This window comes from Kitasatospora sp. NPDC096128, assembly GCF_040303105.1.
GTDB lineage: Bacteria > Actinomycetota > Actinomycetes > Streptomycetales > Streptomycetaceae > Kitasatospora.
The window spans coordinates 32,225-50,419 of record NZ_JBEOSP010000045.1 but is presented as its reverse complement, the minus strand read 5'-3'; the positions used below and the strand labels follow the sequence as shown (position 1 = coordinate 50,419).

15 protein-coding genes are annotated in these 18,195 nt (G+C 75.2%); 4 read left to right on the top strand and 11 right to left on the bottom strand.

Annotated elements, in window-relative coordinates; translation table 11 throughout:
• Positions 1–289: 289 nt before the first annotated feature.
• Complete coding sequence (locus ABTY61_RS34460; protein ID WP_350509100.1) at positions 290–610, bottom strand: beta/gamma crystallin domain-containing protein; 321 nt, start codon at positions 608–610, stop codon at positions 290–292.
• A gap of 410 nt (positions 611–1,020) precedes the next feature.
• Here ABTY61_RS34460 and ABTY61_RS34455 point away from each other — a divergent pair, with 410 nt between their 5' ends.
• On the top strand, positions 1,021–1,740 hold the full coding sequence (locus ABTY61_RS34455; protein ID WP_350509099.1) for a hypothetical protein: 720 nt from the start codon (positions 1,021–1,023) through the stop codon (positions 1,738–1,740).
• A 3-nt stretch (positions 1,741–1,743) separates the two neighbouring features.
• Here ABTY61_RS34455 and ABTY61_RS34450 read toward each other — a convergent pair whose 3' ends face one another.
• The 5 genes from ABTY61_RS34450 to ABTY61_RS34430 all read right to left on the bottom strand — a co-directional run bounded on the left by ABTY61_RS34450 (position 1,744) and on the right by ABTY61_RS34430 (position 9,594).
• Positions 1,744–3,252, bottom strand: coding sequence for a coiled-coil domain-containing protein (locus tag ABTY61_RS34450; RefSeq protein ID WP_350509098.1), 1,509 nt, complete (start codon positions 3,250–3,252; stop codon positions 1,744–1,746).
• A 265-nt stretch (positions 3,253–3,517) separates the two neighbouring features.
• Positions 3,518–6,202: an SUKH-4 family immunity protein gene (locus tag ABTY61_RS34445; RefSeq protein WP_350509097.1), complete on the bottom strand. Its 2,685-nt coding sequence runs from the start codon at positions 6,200–6,202 to the stop codon at positions 3,518–3,520.
• 63 nt (positions 6,203–6,265) lie between these two features.
• Positions 6,266–7,267, bottom strand: a complete 1,002-nt coding sequence (locus tag ABTY61_RS34440) for an HNH endonuclease (protein WP_350509096.1) — start codon at positions 7,265–7,267, stop codon at positions 6,266–6,268.
• Positions 7,268–7,330: 63 nt separating this feature from the next.
• Entirely contained in the window at positions 7,331–8,449 is a 1,119-nt protein-coding gene (locus tag ABTY61_RS34435; RefSeq protein ID WP_350509095.1) for a DegT/DnrJ/EryC1/StrS family aminotransferase, read from the bottom strand.
• Positions 8,446–9,594, bottom strand: a complete 1,149-nt coding sequence (locus tag ABTY61_RS34430) for a Gfo/Idh/MocA family protein (protein WP_350509094.1) — start codon at positions 9,592–9,594, stop codon at positions 8,446–8,448. The genes ABTY61_RS34435 and ABTY61_RS34430 overlap by 4 nt, the downstream gene beginning before the upstream one ends.
• Positions 9,595–10,010: 416 nt before the next feature.
• Here ABTY61_RS34430 and ABTY61_RS34425 point away from each other — a divergent pair, with 416 nt between their 5' ends.
• Together ABTY61_RS34425 and ABTY61_RS34420 are read left to right on the top strand one after the other, a co-directional pair.
• Positions 10,011–10,472 (top strand): YwqJ-related putative deaminase, encoded by a 462-nt coding sequence (locus ABTY61_RS34425; RefSeq protein WP_350509093.1) that lies wholly within the window; start codon positions 10,011–10,013, stop codon positions 10,470–10,472.
• Positions 10,473–10,599: 127 nt separating this feature from the next.
• Positions 10,600–11,142 (top strand): SUKH-3 domain-containing protein, encoded by a 543-nt coding sequence (locus ABTY61_RS34420; RefSeq protein WP_350509116.1) that lies wholly within the window; start codon positions 10,600–10,602, stop codon positions 11,140–11,142.
• A gap of 72 nt (positions 11,143–11,214) precedes the next feature.
• Here the strand turns inward: ABTY61_RS34420 and ABTY61_RS34415 are convergent, their stop codons facing one another.
• Positions 11,215–12,486 (bottom strand): sensor histidine kinase, encoded by a 1,272-nt coding sequence (locus tag ABTY61_RS34415; RefSeq protein WP_350509092.1) that lies wholly within the window; start codon positions 12,484–12,486, stop codon positions 11,215–11,217.
• Between the two features lie 261 nt (positions 12,487–12,747).
• Between ABTY61_RS34415 and ppc the strand changes: the two genes are divergently transcribed.
• Positions 12,748–15,543 (top strand): phosphoenolpyruvate carboxylase, encoded by a 2,796-nt coding sequence (gene ppc, locus ABTY61_RS34410; protein WP_350509091.1) that lies wholly within the window; start codon positions 12,748–12,750, stop codon positions 15,541–15,543.
• A 60-nt stretch (positions 15,544–15,603) separates the two neighbouring features.
• Here ppc and ABTY61_RS34405 read toward each other — a convergent pair whose 3' ends face one another.
• The 4 genes from ABTY61_RS34405 to pth all read right to left on the bottom strand — a co-directional run bounded on the left by ABTY61_RS34405 (position 15,604) and on the right by pth (position 18,113).
• Complete coding sequence (locus ABTY61_RS34405; protein ID WP_350509090.1) at positions 15,604–16,392, bottom strand: hypothetical protein; 789 nt, start codon at positions 16,390–16,392, stop codon at positions 15,604–15,606.
• Positions 16,382–16,903 (bottom strand): SigE family RNA polymerase sigma factor, encoded by a 522-nt coding sequence (locus ABTY61_RS34400; RefSeq protein ID WP_350509089.1) that lies wholly within the window; start codon positions 16,901–16,903, stop codon positions 16,382–16,384. Before ABTY61_RS34400 ends, ABTY61_RS34405 begins: the two co-directional genes overlap by 11 nt.
• 153 nt (positions 16,904–17,056) lie before the next feature.
• On the bottom strand, positions 17,057–17,380 hold the full coding sequence (locus ABTY61_RS34395) for a hypothetical protein (protein ID WP_350509088.1): 324 nt from the start codon (positions 17,378–17,380) through the stop codon (positions 17,057–17,059).
• Between the two features lie 154 nt (positions 17,381–17,534).
• The gene (gene pth, locus ABTY61_RS34390; protein WP_350509115.1) at positions 17,535–18,113 is read right to left on the bottom strand and encodes an aminoacyl-tRNA hydrolase; all 579 of its coding nucleotides are present in this window, start codon (positions 18,111–18,113) and stop codon (positions 17,535–17,537) included.
• Between the last annotated feature and the right edge of the window lie 82 nt (positions 18,114–18,195).

Below are 18,195 nucleotides of genomic sequence, written 5' to 3'. Positions count from 1 at the left end.
CGCCACGAACTGGACATACTCCTGTCACTGGCCGTCCATGGAGATCGCGCACCATGGTGAATGTGCCCGCCGCACCCAACCGTGGGGGATGGCTGTGGCGGCACTGTCGCACCCCCGATGGGGGTCGGAGGTGCGAGGCCGGGCGACCCTGGGTGGGGGCGCCCGCCCAAGCGCCGGGAACCGTGGCGCCCTTTCCTGGAGGGCGCCACGGGTCTCGGCCTCTTCGCTTTCGCGCCCCGGCGCTCCGCCGCCCCGGACGTCCGCACCCGCCCGGAGCCGGCGCCCGGGCCTACCAGCGGGACAGGTTGATGTCGTACATCATCACCTGGTGCCCCTGGCTGGCGTTGAAGTCGTAGCGCTCCCAGGTGAAGACGGTCCAGGAGCCGAGCCCGCCGCCCAGGTAGGTGATGACCTTGTTGTTGCCCGCGTCGATCCGGTCCACGTTGTAGACGCGCAGCGACATCCAGCCGTCGTTCGCGAAGCAGAGCTGCCCGCTGTAGCCGTAGTTCCAGACCTTCGCGAAATCGTCCCGGTTCCCGCAGTCGACCCGCTCGACGGCCCGGGCCGCGGTCACCGGCAGCAGGGTCGCGGCAGCGGCGGCCAGAACCACCAGAACACCCGTGCGCCGGGCCTTGCCGTTTCTGTTCCGGAACTCGGATCGGGGATTAGTGCGGCGAATCATGTAACCCCTCCATCGATAGCGGCTGGGTTCCCGAGATTTGCATGGCGGGCCTGCACGGCACAGCTGTTTTCCGGCCAAGCCGGTCTTCGCCCGGCGCCCGGGGAACGTACCCGGACGAAATGAGCTATGGTCCCAACACGCTTGCCGCGCTTGAGGATCGGAGCAGAAGCTTGGCACGTCCCGCCCAATTCGGACGATTCACCGCCCTCACTCTCGCGGCCGTTCTGTCGGTATTGTCCGCGGGTTGTTCGGGCAACTCCGGGAAGGACTCCGCGGAATCCGCGCCGACTCCGCCGGAACTCGGTTCCACGGCCGCCCCGGAATCCGGTCGGGGTGGATTGACCGGACTTCCGCTCTCCGCTTATCAGGCCGACGACCGGTCCTCGGTCAAGGAGATCCGGGCCCGGAACGCGCTGATCGTCGCATGCATGCACCGGGCCGGTTTCTCCGCGTTCACCGGGGACGGACTGCAGGCCGCGCAGCCGCCGGACAACGCGACCGCGCTGCCGGCCGGCCCCTGGGGCTACCTCGGCACCCAGGCCGCCGCGACCCTGGGCTTCCACCCGCCGAAGCGGACGGCCCCCCGGCCCGACCCCGCCCCGGCCGGCGCCGGGGAGGCCTACGACGGCGCCCGGGTGGACTGCGACCGGCAGGCCGCCGAGCGGATCGGCTCGCCGCCCGCCGCGGGCAGCCGGCTGGTCGACCGGCTGTTCGACGAGTCGACGAAGGCCACCGCCAAGGACGCCCGGGTGGTGGCGGCCACCGGGCGGTGGACCGCCTGCATGACGGCCGCCGGATTCGCGGCCACCACCCCGGAGGAGTTGTCGCACCAGTACCGGACCACGCCGGAGGCCACCCCGGCCGAGCTGGCCGCCGCCCGCGCGGACGCCGACTGCACCGCCCGGTCCGAGCTGGCCGGCCTCTGGTTCGCCGTGCTGGCCGGTTACCAGCGCCAGCTGATCGACCGCAACGCGCAGGCCCTGACCGCCCAGCAGGAGGCGGTCAGGGCCCAGGACGCGAAGCTCACCGGCCTGATCGCGGGTGAGACCGGCGGCTGACGGCTACCGGCGGCGGTAGGACACCGTGTTCGGGGGCGCGTAGCCGACGCCGTCGTCCACGATGATGATCTTCGGGATGATCCGGGTCTCCTCGGCGCCGTCCGCACCGGCCGCGCCTTCCGCAGCGCCCGCACCGGCCGCAGCCACCGCGCCGTCCCGCCCGGCCACCGGCACGGGCGGCGCGGCCGGCTTCGGCGGCACCGCGGCCGGGGCGACCGGACCGGTCAGCACCGGGTCGGCGTCGCCGACGGCGCCCCTGGCCTCCGCGGTCCTGCCGCCGACGGCCCGGGAACCGGCCACGGCACCACCGACCACCGGCTGGCGCAGCACCGCCGTCGCCCCGGCCGTCGCGCCGGGCTCGGCGACAGCCGGACCGTCCGCCGGGGCGTCGACCGGGACATCGGTCGGGCCGTCGACCGGGGCAGCGACCGGAGCAGCGGCGGCCGCCACGCCCGGGGCGCCGGCCGGCGCCGCGGTCTTGCGCAGGTTCGGCAGCGGGACCTCCCCGGTGTCCGCCTCCGGGTCGACCGGCGCCTCATCCGGCACCGCGTCCACCACCGCGTCCACCACCGCGTCCGCCGGACCGGCCGCCGCGGCCCCGGCGGCGGCCGCGACCAGCCGCTCGGGCTCGATCTGGCCGACCGCCGCGCCGGTGAGCGAGGCCAGGGTGGCCTTGATGTGGTCCAGGTGCTGCTGCACCGTCTCCAGCCGGGCGTCGAACTCGCGCTGCTCGCGCTCGCTCTCCGCGTTGATCCTCTCGGCCTCCCGGCGCGCCTGCTCGACCAGCTGGTCGGCCTTGGCCTGGGCGTCGGTCTCCAGCTGCTTGATCCGGTTCAGCACCGTCTCCCGGTGCTGCTCGGCCTCCTTGACCCGGCGCTCGGCGGTCGCCGAGACGTCCGCGTCCTCGGCGTCGGCCTTGGCCTGGGCCTCGGCGAAGGCCTCGTCGGCCTTGCGGCGCTTGGCGGCCAGCTCGGCCTCGGCGTGCTCCTCGGCCTCGGCGGCGGCCACCCGGACCTTGGCGGCGTAGGCGGTGGCGGCATCCCGGGCCGCCCGGCTCTCCCGGTCGGCCTCGGCCCGGATGCCCTCGGCCTCGGCGCGGGTGCGCTCGTCGGTGCGGCGGGCGGCGGCGTCGGCCTCGGCGCGGGTGGCGACGGCGTACTCCTTGGCGGCCCGCTCGGCCTCCTGCCCCGCCTCGTACACCTCGTCCCGCAGGTCCTCGGCGAAGCGCTCGGCCCTCTCCTTCACGGCGCGGGCCTCGTTCCGGGCCATCTCGGCCAGTCCGGCGGCCTGCTCGCTGAGCACCTGGTAGTCCGGTTCCGGGGCCTCCTCGGCGGCCTGGCGGATGGCGTCCAGTCTGGTCTCCATCTGCCGGATCCCGGCACCCAGGACGCTCAGCCGTTCCCAGGCCTCGTCGCGTTGCGCGGTCAGGGCGACGAGCGCCCGGTCGACCTGCTCGGGCGCGTAGCCGCGCCGGGCCTGGGTGAAGCCGTACTGGGGGACGGCGTCGCTCATGGGCTCTTCCCCTCGTTTCGCGGGCTGCGGAGCCCATGATCGGACGGACTGGGCGGATCCGGAACCGGTTGGGACACCGGGGCCGAATCCGGTCGTCGTGCGGACCGGAATGCGTCGAGGACGGGACGAATAGACCCATCCTCTTGACCTATTTTGCGCAGATCCGGACGAAACCCCAACGAGGCACAGCTGCCGGGGCACGCCGAAGGGGTCGTTCCGGACACCGGAACGACCCCTCCCACCTGCGGGGATCCGCGACGGTCCGCTACAGCAGACCGTCCCAGAACTGCTCCAACAGCACGGCCCACCAGGTGTCCGTGGTCTGCAGGGCCGCCGGGTCGATCGCGGCGAGCTGGGCCTGGAAGTCGGTCGTCCAGCGACCGGCCTGCTCCGGCGTCAGCCCGTACCGCAGCCGCCACATCCGGCCCAGCAGGGCCAGCGCGCGGACGAACTCCGGTACACCGCTGTTGACGAAGCGCGGCGGCTGGCCGGTTCCGTCGACGTCCACGGCGACCACGTTCGCGGTGCCGTACTGGACGCACAGCTGACGGCCGTAGTCGTTGCCGAGCACCAGGTAGCCGCCGAAGTCCGCCGCCGCCGGCAGACCGCGCTCGGCGGCCAGCTCGGCCAGCGTCGGGATCGGCCGGCCCTCCTGCGCCTGGGCCCAGAAGAACGGCCCGAAGTCGCGCGGCAGCCCGGCCCACATCAGCGTCTGCGACACCGGCTCCGGCACGCCCTGGCGGGAGACGGCACGCTGCTCGTAGCGGAACAGGTTCTGTCCGAAGGCCGTCCCGAGCTCCTGGGCGAGCTGCTGGGGCGGCAGCGGGGGCAGCGTCTGGACCGTCCCCGGCGCGGGCAGCGGCACCCGGAACGGGCGGACCCGCTGGGCCCCGGAGGCCAGCTGGTGCAGCTCGTCCAGGTGGTCCAGCAGCTCGGCCATCCCGGCCTGCCGGGAGGCGTGGTCGCGGCCGTACGGGGCGGTGTGGGTCAGCCGCACGTTCGGCCAGGAGGCCGCGATCATGCGGTTGCAGTAGCCGCCGGGCAGATCACACGACTCCAGCTCGGTGTAGAGCTCCAGCACCTGCTCCGGCGGCACGTTCAGCCGCCGCAGGTCCTGGAGGATCTTCCACTCCGGGTGCGGGGTGCCGGGCTCGCTGCGGTGCAGCAGCTTCTGCTCCGAGCCGTCCGGGCCCCGGTAGCTGAGCGCGGCGAAGTAGCCCGGGCCCACCACGGGCACCCCGGGCGGCACCGGCGCGCCCGGCGGCGGGCCGGTGACCGGGGTCGGCGGGACGACGCCGGGCGCGGCACCCGCGTTCGGGTAGCCGTACCCGGCCGCGGGCGCGGCCGGAGCCGCCGGGCCGCCGGGCGGCGGCGGGACGGCGGGGCCGCCGGACGGCGGGGTGCCCGGGTCCGCCGGTCCGCCGAGCAGCGCCGGGTCGATCGCGCTCGCCAGCTGGGTCGCCTCGTACGCCACCCCGGCGGCGGCCGGGGCGGGCGCGCCCTGCGGCGCGGAAGCCGGGGCGTCGCCGGAGCGCAGGCCGGCCGGCGGCGGGGGCGGCGGGGTCGAACCGCCCGACCGGCCACCCGGTCCGGCGGCGGGCGTGCCCTGGCCCGGGGTCTGCCGCAGCTCGGCGGGCGGGGGCGGCGGCGGGGCCGAACCGGAGTTGCGACCCAGCCCGCCCGCACCGGGCGCACCGGCACCGGCACCGGACGAGCCGCCCGGACCACCACGCAGCGCGGCCGGCGGGGGCGGCGGCGGGGCCGAACCCGGGCCGCGGCCGAGACCGCCCTGGGATGCGGCGGCGGGCGGGGCGGCCGGGCCGGGGGCGCCGGGCAGGCCGGCCAGTCCGCCGGACGAGGCCAGCATGGTCGGCGCCTGCTCGACCGGCGCGCCCTGCGGGGCGGGGGCCGGGGCGCCGGGCAGGCCCATCAGGCCCGGCATGGCGTCCGGCGGTGCGAGCAGGGTCGGTGCCGGCTCGGCGGCCGGGGCGGGCGCCGGGGCCGGCGGGGCGACGGGCGCCGCGGCCGGGGGCTGGGCGCCCGGAGTCTGAGCAAGCGGAGTCTGAGCAAGCGGAGCCTGGGCACCGACCGGCGGGACCGGCGGCATGCCGTAGCCGCCGCTGCCCGGGGGCATCAGCACGGTCGCGGCCTCGGCACCGGCCGGGGCGGGCGCCTCGGGCAGGTCCGAGCCGGAGGTGCGCAGGCCCTCGGGCATCAGCACGGTCGCCGCCTCGGCACCGACCGGGGCGACCGGCGGCGTCGGGGCGGCCGGCGGCAGCGGCGCGGCCGGTGGCAGCGGGGCGGCGAACGGGTCCTCACCGGGCGGCGGCGCCAGCATGGTCGGCGCGTCCCCGGCGGGCCGGTCGGAGACCGGCGGCTCGGTCAGCACGGCGGGCCCGGGCGGCACCGGAACCGGCGCGGGCGGAACCGGCGCGACCGGAACCGGCGCGGGCGGCACGTCAGCGGGCGCAGGCACAGGGGCAGGCGCCGGGGCCTCGACAGGGGCCGTGGTCGGAGCCGCGGCACCCCCCAGCTTCTCCGCCTCCGCGGCGAGCGCCGCCGCCCCCGCCTCCTGGAGCCACTGCGGCGGGCTGAGCAGGAACGAGGTCGCCTCCACCGGCCCCGGCGCGGGCTTCGCCGCCCCGGCCGGGTTGGCCGCGACCGGCCGCCCGTACACCTCCTCGAACTGCCGGACCACCTCGTTGACGGGCAGCGCGGGCCACAGCGTGCTGGCGCCCGAGTCCCGGGCGATCACCAGCCGCGCCCCGCCCGCACCGGCGCCGCCGTCGGCACCGGCGGCGGGCCCGCCCGCCGCGTCCGCGGGCGACACCGCCCAGCAGACGAAGCCCAGGTCGAACTCCCGGACCCGCACCTCGCGCTGCTGCCCGTGCGGCACCCCGCCGTTGATCCACTCCTCGGCGAGTTCCTGCGCCTGCGCGTACGTCACCACGCCCGGTTCACCCCTGTCCCCGTCGTCCCCACTCGTTCCCTCAACGCCGTTCCCGCGGTCACGTCAGTCCACCGGGACGGCCCGGGCGAACCCGCCGTCCACCATCAGCTCCGCGACCGTCTCCAGCTCCGGCGGGCTGCCGGCCAGCCGCAGCAGGAACGCGTCGAAGTCGTCCCCGCAGGGCAGCAGCAGCCGGGCGCAGCGGTCCTCCGGAGCCTCCGGCCCGCCGGTGTCCCGGGCGTCGTCGTACAGGTGGAACCAGACCGAGCCGACCTGGTCGCCGCGCACCTTGAGGGCGATGATGCCGCCCTGCGCGTAGGCGATGCCCAGGTAGTCCTTGGTGAGGTGGTCGCGCAGGCACTTGTTGGCGTAGACGACGTCCTCGGTGCCGTACTCCTCGGTGAGGGTCAGGAACGGCTGGTCGAGCAGCATGCCGAGCTCGGTGTCCAGCGCGACCCCGACCGGGCCGCGGCCGCCGCCCAGCTTGAGGAAGGTGCGGTAGGCGCCGGGGAGCCGGTAGCCGAGGCGCTCCTCGGCGCGCTGGAGCAGGTCCTCGGGGACGCCGATCGGGTCGCCGCCGTCCTTGGCCAGCGAGAAGTGGACGGGCCGGTGCTCCTGCAGCGGGCGGGTGCCCCGGCGGGTGTGGTCGGCGGGCGAGGTGGCCAGGCCGCCGTGGTGCCGCAGCAGGGCCTTGACCTCGACCGGGACGAGCTCCATCCGGCGCCAGCCGGGGGCGGCCCGGCCGACCGCGTGGTGCCAGGTCCAGCCGGGCGGGGTGGCCACGGCGGTCTCCAGGTCGGCCCAGAGCGGGTGGCCCTGGGTGAACAGCGCGGCGTTGGCCGAGACGTAGTCGGTCAGCCGCAGTTCGTCCACGCCGAAGCCCTCCGGCGGGTCGGCGACCTCGGCGGCCGCGGCCGCGTACGGACCGAAGTCCGGGTAGCCGGCCTCGTCCACCCGGACCCCGGCCGGGTGCCGCTCGGCACGGACCGGGTCCGGGAACTGCACCACCTGACCTGCGTACGCCGCGTTCGGTGCGGCGGTGACGCCGGGCCGACCTGTCGTCATCTGGGAGCCCCCACTGGCTGCTGCAAATTCTTCGGTGCGCTTGCTCGGCACCAGCCTATTGGGTCACCCGCCCGGCCGACCCCCCGCACCCAGGGCCCGCCGCAACACCTCCACGACCCGTACCTGCTGGGCCTCCGTGAGGTGCGGGTGCAGCGGCAGGCTGAGCAGTTCGCCGGCCGCCCGTTCGGCGACCGGGAAGGCGCCCGCGCCGTACCCGAGCGGGCGGAACGCGGGCTGGAGGTGCACCGGGACGGGGTAGTGCACCCCGGCGCCGATACCGGCGGCGCGCAGCGCGCCGAGCACGGCGTCGCGGCCGCGGGCGATCCGCACCGGGTAGAGGTGGCGGACGTGTTCGTTGCCCGGCGCGGTGCCCGGCGGGGTGACGCCCGGGAGGCCGTCGAGCAGCCGGTCGTAGCGGGCCGCGGCGGCGCGGCGGGCGGCGTTCCAGTCGGGCAGCCGGCGCAGTTTGGCCCGCAGGACGACGGCTTGCAGTGCGTCCATCCGGGAGTTGAAGCCGAAGCGCTCGTGCAGGTACTTGTCGCGGGCGCCGTGGTCGCCGATCAGCCGTACCGCGGCGGCGAGTTCGTCGTCGTCGGTGAGCACCGCCCCGGCGTCGCCGTAGCCGCCGAGGTTCTTGCCCGGGTAGAAGCTGGTCGCCGCGATCCGCCCGTACCGGCCGCGGCCGTGCCGCCGGGCACCCTGGGACTGCGCGGCGTCCTCCACCACCGGGCGGCCGTCGGCGAGTTCCAGCAGCGCCTCCATCGGCGCGCACTGGCCGAACAGGTGCACCGGCAGCAGGGCCGCCGCCCCGGGCAGCGCGGCGGCGACCCGGTCCGGGTCGATCAGCAGGTGCTCGGGGTCGACGTCGACCGGCACCGGGCGCAGCCCGGCCCGCTGCACGGCCTCGGCGGTGGCGACGAAGGTGTTGGCGGGCAGCACCACCCCGGCGCCGGGCGGCAGGTCGAGGGCGCGCAGGGCGAGTTCCAGGGCATCGGTGCCGTTGGCGGCGCCGACGCAGTGCCGGACGCCCGCGAAGGCGGCGTACTCCCGCTCGAAGGCGGCCACTTCGGGGCCCTTGACGAAGGTGCCGCTCGCCAGCACCCGGTCGAAGCCGGCCCGCACCTCGGCCTCGACCTCGGCGTGCGCGGCCGCCAGGTCGACCAGGGGGATCTGCGCCGTCACCGGACCGCCTCCCGCTCCCCCGCGCCCACCGGGACGGTGACGCCGCCGAGTTCGAGGCTCAGCGAGGCCGCCTCCAGCAGTTCCAGCACCCGGACCCCGGCCCGCCCGTCGGTGAGCGGGGCCCGGCCCTCGACGACGGCGGCCGCGAACTCGGCCATCACGTTGCGCAGCGCCTCCTGCTCGACCAGCGCGGGCGCGACCATCTCGCCGACCCGGTAGGAGATCAGCGCCCGGCGCCGGATGGCCTCGGTGAGCTGGTCGGGCGGGGTGAGGTCCACCCCGCGGTCGTGCACGGCCAGCCGGGCCTGCGGGTTGAGGTCGTCCCAGACCAGAGTGCGCCGGGAGCCGCCGATCAGCGTGGTGCGGACCTTCGTCGGGGAGAGCCAGTTGACGTGGCAGTGCGCCAGCGCGCCGTTGCTGAGCCGCACCGTCAGGTAGGCGACGCAGGCCCGGCCGGCCCCGATCGGGTCGGCGCCCTGGGCGGAGACGCCGACCGGTACGACCCCGGGCGGCAGCACGAAGTCCAGGATGGACAGGTCGTGCGGGGCGAGGTCCCACAGCACGTCGACGTCCGGCTGGACCAGGCCGAGGTTGATCCGCACCGAGTCGAAGAACTGGACGTCGCCGATCTCCCCGCCGTGCACCAGCTCGCGGATCCGGCGGACCACCGGGGTGTAGCAGAAGGTGTGGTCGCACATCAGCACCAGCCCGGCGGCCTCGGCCAGTTCGACGAGTTCGACGGCCTGGGCGGCGGAGGTGGTGATCGGCTTCTCCACCAGCACGTGCTTGCCGGCCTCCAGCGCGGCCAGCACCAGCGGGTAGTGGGAGCCCGCCGGGGTGGCCACCGCGACGGCGTCGACCCGTTCGTCCGCCAGCACCCGCTCGTACCGGCCGGTCGCCCCGACGGTGCTGTACTCCCCCAGCACGGTACGGGCCTTGGCCTCGTCCAGGTCGCACAGCCAGTGCAGCCGCAGCGCCGGGGTGTGCTGGGCGTTGCGGACCAGCTTCGGCCCCCAGTAGCCGGCCCCGACCACCGCGATGCCCACCGGCCGTTCCGGCACCGGCCGGGGCACCTCGCCCGGGGTGGGCAGGTGGCCACCGGGCGCCTGGTTGGCCGTCCCGTCCGCCCACTGCTTCGACGTCATCGCTCGGGCCCCCTCAATGGAAGGCCCGGCTGGGCCCTCCCTGGCTCCGGCGCCGGGGCGGGCCCGCGCCCGCCCCGGCGGCCTCAACGTCCGGTGCGGGCACCGGAGTCGGCCCGGCCGGTCGCGGCCGGGCCGGGGTCCTCCTCGGCTCGCTGCCGGAACCGTACCGGGCGGGGCCGGGGGGAGGGGGCGGTTTCGGTAGATCGGCGGACAAGTCAGGACGACGGTGTGCGGGTCCGGCCGTGGTACGGCCAGGATTCGGGTGGGACGGGCACCCGGCCCCCGGCGACCGCACGGGTGTTCGGTCCGCGCCGCACCCCGGTTGTGCGGTTGTCGGTGTCAAATGACAGGCTTGCCCCGGGACCGACCGGAGCCAACGGGAACCGGACCGCCAGGAACGAGGAGGAGGACACCGCATGACCACCGGTGAGCCGGCGGGCCCGCCCGTGCTGCGCCACCACCGCGACAGCCTGTTGCCGGCCGTCGCCGCCGCGCTGTCGCTCAAGGGCGGCGAGGTGCACACCCTGGCGGGCGACAAGGACGACCGGCGCCCGGTCCTGCACCCGCTGGTCGGCGAGTTCCTGGACACCCTGCCGGTCGAGGCCCGCGAACGGTTCACCGGCCGCTGCCCGGAGGCCGTCCTGCTCTCCCAGTACCTGACCACGGTCGACGGGAAGCGCTCCAAGCGCGCCGCCCGCAAGCCGATGAGCCTGCACGAGGCCCGCAAGGCCCTCAAGGGCTCCCGGATGACGACGCTCCGGATCCGCGAGGAGGGCGACCCGGCGCACGGCACCCACGCCCCGCCGTGCCGCTCCTGCGGCCCGATGCTGGAGCACTTCACAGTGCTGAGCGTCGCCGTCGGGCCGCCCGCGCGCTGAACCGTCCGCACGCCGGGCGCCCACACCCGGCCGCCCCTCGTACGCCCCCTGTCCCCGAGCCCCGGAGCACGCCCTGAATCCGCCCAGCCCGCCCCCGCCCCCGCCGGCCACCCTCGCCCCGACCATCCTGCCCCCGGCCGGTCCGCCCCCGGCCGGCCCCGCCGGGCGGACCCGACCGCGCTTCCCCGCCGACGTCGCCGCCGAGCTCAAGGCGGCCGGCTGGCACCCCGGCCGATGGCAGATCCGGCAGGCCGAGGAGTGGGCCGACGCCCTGGTCGGGCACGGCGGTCCCGACGGCGTGCCGCACGCGGTGTTCCCGGCGGCCGTGGAGGCCTGGGCCGAGTTCGGCGGCCTCGCCTTCGACCTGTCCGGGCCGGGCCGCCAGCTGGCCCGCACCCCGTTCCTGATCGACCCGATGTGCGGCGTGCACCAGCCGCGCACCCTGTTCGACCTCGGCCGGGCCCTGGGCTGCCGGCTCGCCCCGCTCGGCGAGGAGGCGTACGGGCAGGCGCTGCTGGCCGTCGACGAGGAGGGCCGGGTCTACAGCCTGGACCACACCGGCGAGTGGTTCCTCGGCCACGGCATCGACCAGGCGATCAGCACCCTGGTCCTGGGCACCGCCCCGGAACGGCTGCGCACCGCCGAGGAGTACGGCCGGGAGTACGTCTAGCGGCCGGTCCGGAAGCGCGGCCGGTCCGTGAGGGTCGGCCGGTCCGCGAGGGTCGGCCGCCGGGGAAAGGCCTCAGCCGAGCCGGTCCCCGCGGACGGCCAGCCGGGACGGCAGCACCGCCTCGACCCGGAAGCCCCCGTCCGCCTCCGGCCCGGACGAGAAGGTGCCGCCCAGCGCGATCACCCGCTCCCGCATCCCGACCAGCCCGTTGCCCCCGCTGGGCAGTTGCGCGGAGCCCCGCTCCCCGCCCGGGCAGGCGTTCACCACGCTGACCCGGACTCCGTTCGGCGCGTACGCCAGCAGTACCGACACCTGCGCCCCGCCCGCGTGCTTGTGGGCGTTGGTCAGCCCCTCCTGGACGACCCGGTAGGCGGTCTGCTCGGCCTCGGCGGTGAACTCCTGCCGGCTGCCGCTGACCGTCAGGGTCACGGCCATCCCGGCCGCCCGGGACTGGTCCACCAGCCGGGGCAGCCCGACCAGCGAGTCCGGCTCCTGAGGACGCTCGTCGTCCATCCGCAGCACGCCGAGGATCTCGCGCAGCTCGTTCAGCGCCTGCCGGCCCACCTCGCCCATCAGCTTGGCGCTCTGCGCGGCCTTCTCCGGGTCCTTGACGGCTATTCGCTCCAACGCACCGGAGTGCACCACCATCAGCGAGACCCGGTGCGCGACCACGTCGTGCATCTCCCGGGCTATCCGGGTGCGCTCCTCCAGCCGGGCCCGGCGGGCACGTTCCTGGGCCTGCTCGGCCAGCAGGTCCAGCTCGGTCTCCAGGCCGTGCGCGCGGTCCTTGAGCGACTCGATCAGCCGCCGCCGCGCCCCCACGTACAGGCCGGTCACCACCGGGGCGACGGTCAGTCCGACCGCGACCATCAGCGACAGCACGACCAGGCCCCACAGCGGCGGCCGCTCCGCCGCCATCGAGTCGTCCGGGGTCATCAGCTGCAGCGCCATCACGGCGCTCGCCTCGGCGAAGGCCAGCCCGGAAAGCGCCACCACCCGGCGGCGCCGGGAGGGCCACTCCCAGGTCGCCGCCAGCGTGTACATCGACACCACCAGCAGCACCACGCCCAGCATCCCGGGCAGCACCAGCAGGGTCGCCACCACCGGGACGGCCGGGCACCGCCGGCGCACCACCAGCGAGCCGCCGGCCAGTGTGCCGAGCACCGCGACCCCGATCGCGCCGAGCGCGGTCACGTGCATCCGGGCGGACAGGAAGGCGATCGTGCTGGCCGAGCACTCGACCGCGGCGAGCAGCGCCAGCCCGATGTCGAGGAGGGCGCTGCGCCGCCGCTCCCACCACCAGAACGACCGGACCGGCACGCGCTCCCCAGGCGACTTGCTCATGCCTGACAGATTAAGCGGCAACCCCTCCCCGTCCCCACCCGGATTACCCGGCACACCCCCGACCCCCCCTCAAGTGGTCCAGACCACAGGTGGTTTTCGGCGGCCCTGTCCGCCATCCGGCCACCTCGCGGACAGCGACGGCCCCGACACCTATGCTGGTCGCGTCGGACAGCGCGGTCCGCACGCGTCACACCCGCCACACTGCGCGTGGACCTGTGACGATGAGCCGTTGCCGAACCCCACCACCTCAGGGAGCCAGCCGTGACCGCTCCGGTCCCCGCCCAGGCGGACAGCCCCACCGCCGTCGCCGACAATGCCGCCCTGCGCGCGGACATCCGCCGCCTCGGCGACCTGCTCGGCGAGACGCTGGTCCGCCAGGAGGGCCCGCAGCTGCTGGGCCTGGTCGAACAGGTCCGCCTGCTCAGCCGCACCGACGGCGAGGCCACCGCCGAACTCCTCTCCGACATCGACCTGGACACGGCCGCCAAGCTGGTCCGCGCCTTCTCCACCTACTTCCACCTCGCCAACGTCACCGAGCAGGTGCACCGCGGCCGGGAGTTCGCCACCCGCCGCGCCCGCGAGGGCTCACTGCTGGCCCAGACCGCCGACCAGCTCGCCGAGGCCGACCCCAAGCACCTCCAGGACACCCTGGCCCACCTCGCGGTCCGCCCGGTCTTCACCGCCCACCCCACCGAGGCCGCCCGCCGCAGCGTGCTCAACAAGCTGCGCCGGATCGGCGAACTCCTCGACCGCATCCACCGCGAGGAGGTCAGCAACGGCCTGGCCGCCGCCGGCGCGGCCCGCACCAGCAGCGCCAAGCGCTCCGCCGACCGCCGCCTCGCCGAGGTCATCGACCTGCTCTGGCAGACCGACGAGCTGCGCATCGCCCGCCCCGAGCCCACCGACGAGGCCCGCAACGCCGTCTACTACCTGGACGAGCTCTACCGCGAGGCCGTCCCCGAGGTACTGGAGGAGCTGCACGAGGAGCTCGCCCGGGTCGGCCTCGGCCTGCCCGACGGCGTGCGCCCGCTGACCTTCGGCACCTGGATCGGCGGCGACCGCGACGGCAACCCCAACGTCACCCCGCAGGTCACCTGGGACGTCCTCAACCTCCAGCACGAGTACGGCATCAAGGACGCCCTCGCCGCGATCGACGACCTGCGCAACACCCTCTCCACCTCCGAGCGGCTGGCCGGCGCCTCGGTCGAACTGCTCGCCTCGCTCAACACCGACCTGCACCGGCTCCCCGAACTCAGCCCCCGCTACAAGCGGATGAACGCCGAGGAGCCCTACCGCCTCAAGGCCACCTGCATCCGGCTCAAGCTGGAGAACACCCGCGAGCGCCTGGCCGGCGGCACCCCGCACGTCGAGGGCCGCGACTACGTCGGCACTCGCGAGCTGATCACCGACCTGCGGCTGATCCAGGACTCGCTGCGCGCCCACCGCGGCGAGCTGATCGCCGACGGCCGGCTGGCCCGCGCCATCCGCACCATCGAGGCCTTCGGCCTCCAGCTCGCCACCATGGACGTGCGCGAGCACGCCGAGGCCCACCACCACGCACTCGGCCAGCTCTTCGACCGCCTCGGCGAGGAGGCCTGGCGCTACGCCGACATGCCCCGCGAGTACCGGCAGAAGCTGCTCGCCAAGGAGCTGCGCTCGCGCCGCCCGCTGGCCCCCACCCCGGCCCCGCTGGACGAGGCCGGCACCAAGACCCTGGGCGTCTTCAACACCATCCGCCAGGGCTTCGAGCGCTTCGGCGACGAGATCGTCGAGAGCTACATCATCTCGATGTGCCAGGGCGCCGACGACGTCTTCGCGGCCACCGTGCTGGCCCGCGAGGCCGGTCTGATCGACCTGCACGCCGGCATCGCCAAGATCGGCATCGTGCCGCTGCTGGAGACCACCGACGAACTCCAGCAGGCCGACCGCATCATGGACGAGATGCTGTCCGACCCCTCCTACCGGCTGCTCGTCTCGCTGCGCGGCGACGTCCAGGAGGTCATGCTCGGCTACTCCGACTCCTCCAAGTTCGGCGGCATCACCACCTCCCAGTGGGAGATCCACCGTGCCCAGCGCCGACTGCGCGACGTCGCCCACCGCTACGGCATCCGGCTGCGCCTGTTCCACGGCCGCGGCGGCACCGTCGGCCGCGGCGGCGGCCCCTCCCACGAGGCCATCCTGGCCCAGCCCTGGGGCACCCTGGAGGGCGAGATCAAGGTCACCGAGCAGGGCGAGGTCATCTCCGACAAGTACCTGCTCCCCTCCCTCGCCCGGGAGAACCTGGAGCTGACCATCTCCGCCACCCTCGCCGCCTCCGCGCTGCACACCGCCCCGCGCCAGGCCCCCGAGGAACTGGCCCGCTGGGACGCCGCGATGGACCGGGTCTCCGAGGCCGCCCACACCTCCTACCGCGCCCTCGTCGACCAGGAGGACCTGCCGAAGTACTTCTTCGCCTCCACCCCGGTCGACCAGCTCGCCTCGCTGCACCTGGGCTCCCGCCCGTCCCGCCGCCCCGACTCCGGCGCCGGCCTGGACGGCCTGCGCGCCATCCCGTGGGTGTTCGGCTGGACCCAGTCCCGCCAGATCGTCCCCGGCTGGTACGGCGTCGGCTCCGGCCTCGCCGCCGCCCGCGCGGCCGGCCTCGGCGACGTGCTGGACGAGATGCACGGCCAGTGGCACTTCTTCCGCAACTTCCTGTCCAACGTCGCCATGACGCTGGCCAAGACCGACCTGCGGATCGCCCGCCACTACGTCGAGCAGCTGGTGCCCGGCGAGCTGCGGCACATCTTCGACCAGATCGTCGCCGAGCACGACCTCACCCTGCGCGAGGTGCTGCGGCTCACCGGCGAGAGCGAACTGCTCGAACACAACCCGGTGTTGAAGCAGACCTTCACCGTCCGCGACGCCTACCTCGACCCGATCTCCTACCTCCAGGTCGCGCTGCTGCGCCGCCAGCGCGAGGAGGTGGCGACCGGCCGCCCGGAGGACCCGCTGCGCGCCCGCGCGCTGCTGCTCACCGTCAACGGCATCGCCGCCGGCCTGCGCAACACCGGCTGACGGCGGGCACGTCGTAGGGCCGGTGCCTCCCCCCGGAGGCACCGGCCCTACGCATCCGGCTCAGAGGCTGACCGAGACCAGGTTCCCGTACTGCTTGACGAGTTCGGACCGGGCGGCCTCCGCCTGCGGGGTGTGGACGACCACCCCCGTGCCGTCCACGGCGATCTCCACCGAGGCGATGAGCACGTGGTTCGTCGCCGCCCAGTCCCCGGCCTCCGCGCGGATCTCCCGGGCGAGCGTCAGCAGCGCGGGGTACGCGGGCGCGGCGACGAACCGCACCTTCACGTCGGGCCATGGGGCCACGGCCTGCGTCACGGCGGCGTCCAGACCGGTCGGGCCGGGGCTGCGCATCACGACCAGCGTGTCCTCGGCCGCGTCCCGGCAGGTCGCGAAGTAGTGGTCCGCGTAGTCCCGCCGGGCCAGCTGCTCGGCCGCCCGGCCCGCCTCCTCCAGATCGCGCTGCGCCCCCTGGCCCTGGGGAGGCGACGTCGGCGCCGACGAGGACGCCCCGGTCCGGCAGCTCAGGACGCCCTTCACCCGCTCGTCGGTCTCCGCCCCCCGCGTCTGCCTCGCCTTCCCGGTCGGGGTCGGGGTCACGGTCGGCTGCACGACCGTGCCCGCCGACGCCGGCCCTTCGGCCGAACTCCCCACGCCGCCCAGCCGGATCAGCACCCCCGCGCCGACGGCCAGCACCGCCACCGCCGTGACCGCCCGCGTGACCCCCCGTCGCCGTGCCCGTCGGCGCCCGGCCTCGCGCAGCTCGGCCAACGGCGGGCTGCCCGCGACCCCCGCCGCGCGCGTCCCGAGCCGGACGGCCAGCTCCTCCTCGAACTCGTCCTCAGCGCGCACGCCCCACCAACTCCCTCGCCGGTTCCAGTTCCTGTCGAAGCGCCTTGATGCCCCGCGCCAGGTGGGTCTTCGCCGTGGTCTCCGAGCACCCCAGCTCCACCGCCACCTGCGCGACCGGCAGGTCCAGGTAGTAGCGCAGCACCACCGCCGCCCGCTGCCGCCGCGGCAGTGCGGCCAGGGCCGCCGCCAACTGCCCGTCCCGCTCGGCATCCTGGGCCGCCGGACCGTCCGGCGGTTCGGACGTCAGCACCTCGCGTCTGGTCCGGCGCCACCGCGAGACGTGGGTGCGGACCATCGTCCGGCGGACGTACCCCTCGGCCGCCCCCGGGTCCCTGATCGCCGACCGCTTCGGGTAGACCCGGGCCAGGGCGTCGTGCAGCAGGTCCCGGGCGTCGTGGAGATCCCCGGTGATCAGGTACGCCCCCCGCAGCAGGGCCTGGTACCGCGCCGCGACGAACTCGTCGAACGGGTCGGATCCGGAGCCCCCCGGGCGCATGGATTCGCGCTTCATACCCACAGGACGCACCGGCCGCCGGAAACGGATGACAAGCGGATCGGCGGAATTTCCGGACCCCGGGCGCACCGGACCCCGGCCGCACCGGACCCGGGCAGCAGGAGGGGCCGGCGCCCACTCCCGTGGACACCGGCCCCTCACCGCACGTTCCTACTCCGCGGGCTCACCCGCGCGCCGGCGCTTCAACCACAGCGCCGCACCGCCGGCCGCGACCACCAGGCCGCCGCCGACCGCCAGCAGCCCCGCGTCCGGGCCGACCGAGTCGCCGAGCACCGGCCCGAACTGCGCCGCCGCGGGCTCCGGCGAGACCACCGGATCCGGCTCGGCCACCGGATCCGCGTGCGCCACCGCACCGCTGGACAGCAGCATCCCCGCCGCCCCCAGCGCACCGGCCGTGCCGACCCGCCGTCCGAACTGCTTCAGCCGGACCACCCGGAGCCGCCGGAGTCGGCGGACCGGACGCAATCTGCGCATCGAGAACTCCCCAGGACCCGTTCGCGTACCAGGCCGACGGTATCCGATCCCGCACAGGGTTCTCACACGGATTCAGGTTTGCCGGGCAAGCGTTGCACGACTGTTGTGTACTCGGCACACCGCGCACATGACACCGCGTCAGAACCGGTCGGGGTCAGGAGTTGTACGAACCCTGCGCGCGCTCCAGCCCCTCGGACAGCAGCGCCTCCACCGCGTCGGCCGAGCGGTCCACGAACCACTCCAGCTCCTTGCGCTCGGTCGAGGAGAAGTCCTTCAGGACGAAGTCCGCGACCTCCATCCGGCCCGGCGGACGGCCGATCCCGCAGCGCACCCGGTGGTAGTCCGGGCCCAGCGACTTGGTGATCGACTTCAGCCCGTTGTGGCCGTTGTCCCCGCCGCCGAGCTTGAGCCGCAGCGCCGCGTAGTCGATGTCCAGCTCGTCGTGGACGGCGATCAGCGCCGAGGCGGGCACCTTGTAGAAGTCCCGCAGCGCCGTCACCGGCCCGCCGGAGAGGTTCATGAAGGACATCGGCTTGGCGAGCACCACCCGCTTGCCCGCCAGCCGACCCTCGGCCACCTGCGCCCGGCTCTTGTGCGCCTTGAACTTGGCGCCCATCCGCTGCGCCAGCAGGTCCACCACCATGAACCCGATGTTGTGCCGGTTCCGGGCGTACTGCTCGCCCGGGTTGCCCAACCCGACCACCAGCCAGGGGCCCTCGTACTCGTCCGCCATCACGCCCTCACTCCTCGCCTGCACGCTCGACGTCATCATCCCGGACACACCGCTGCCCCGGCCGCTCCGTCGGGAGCGACCG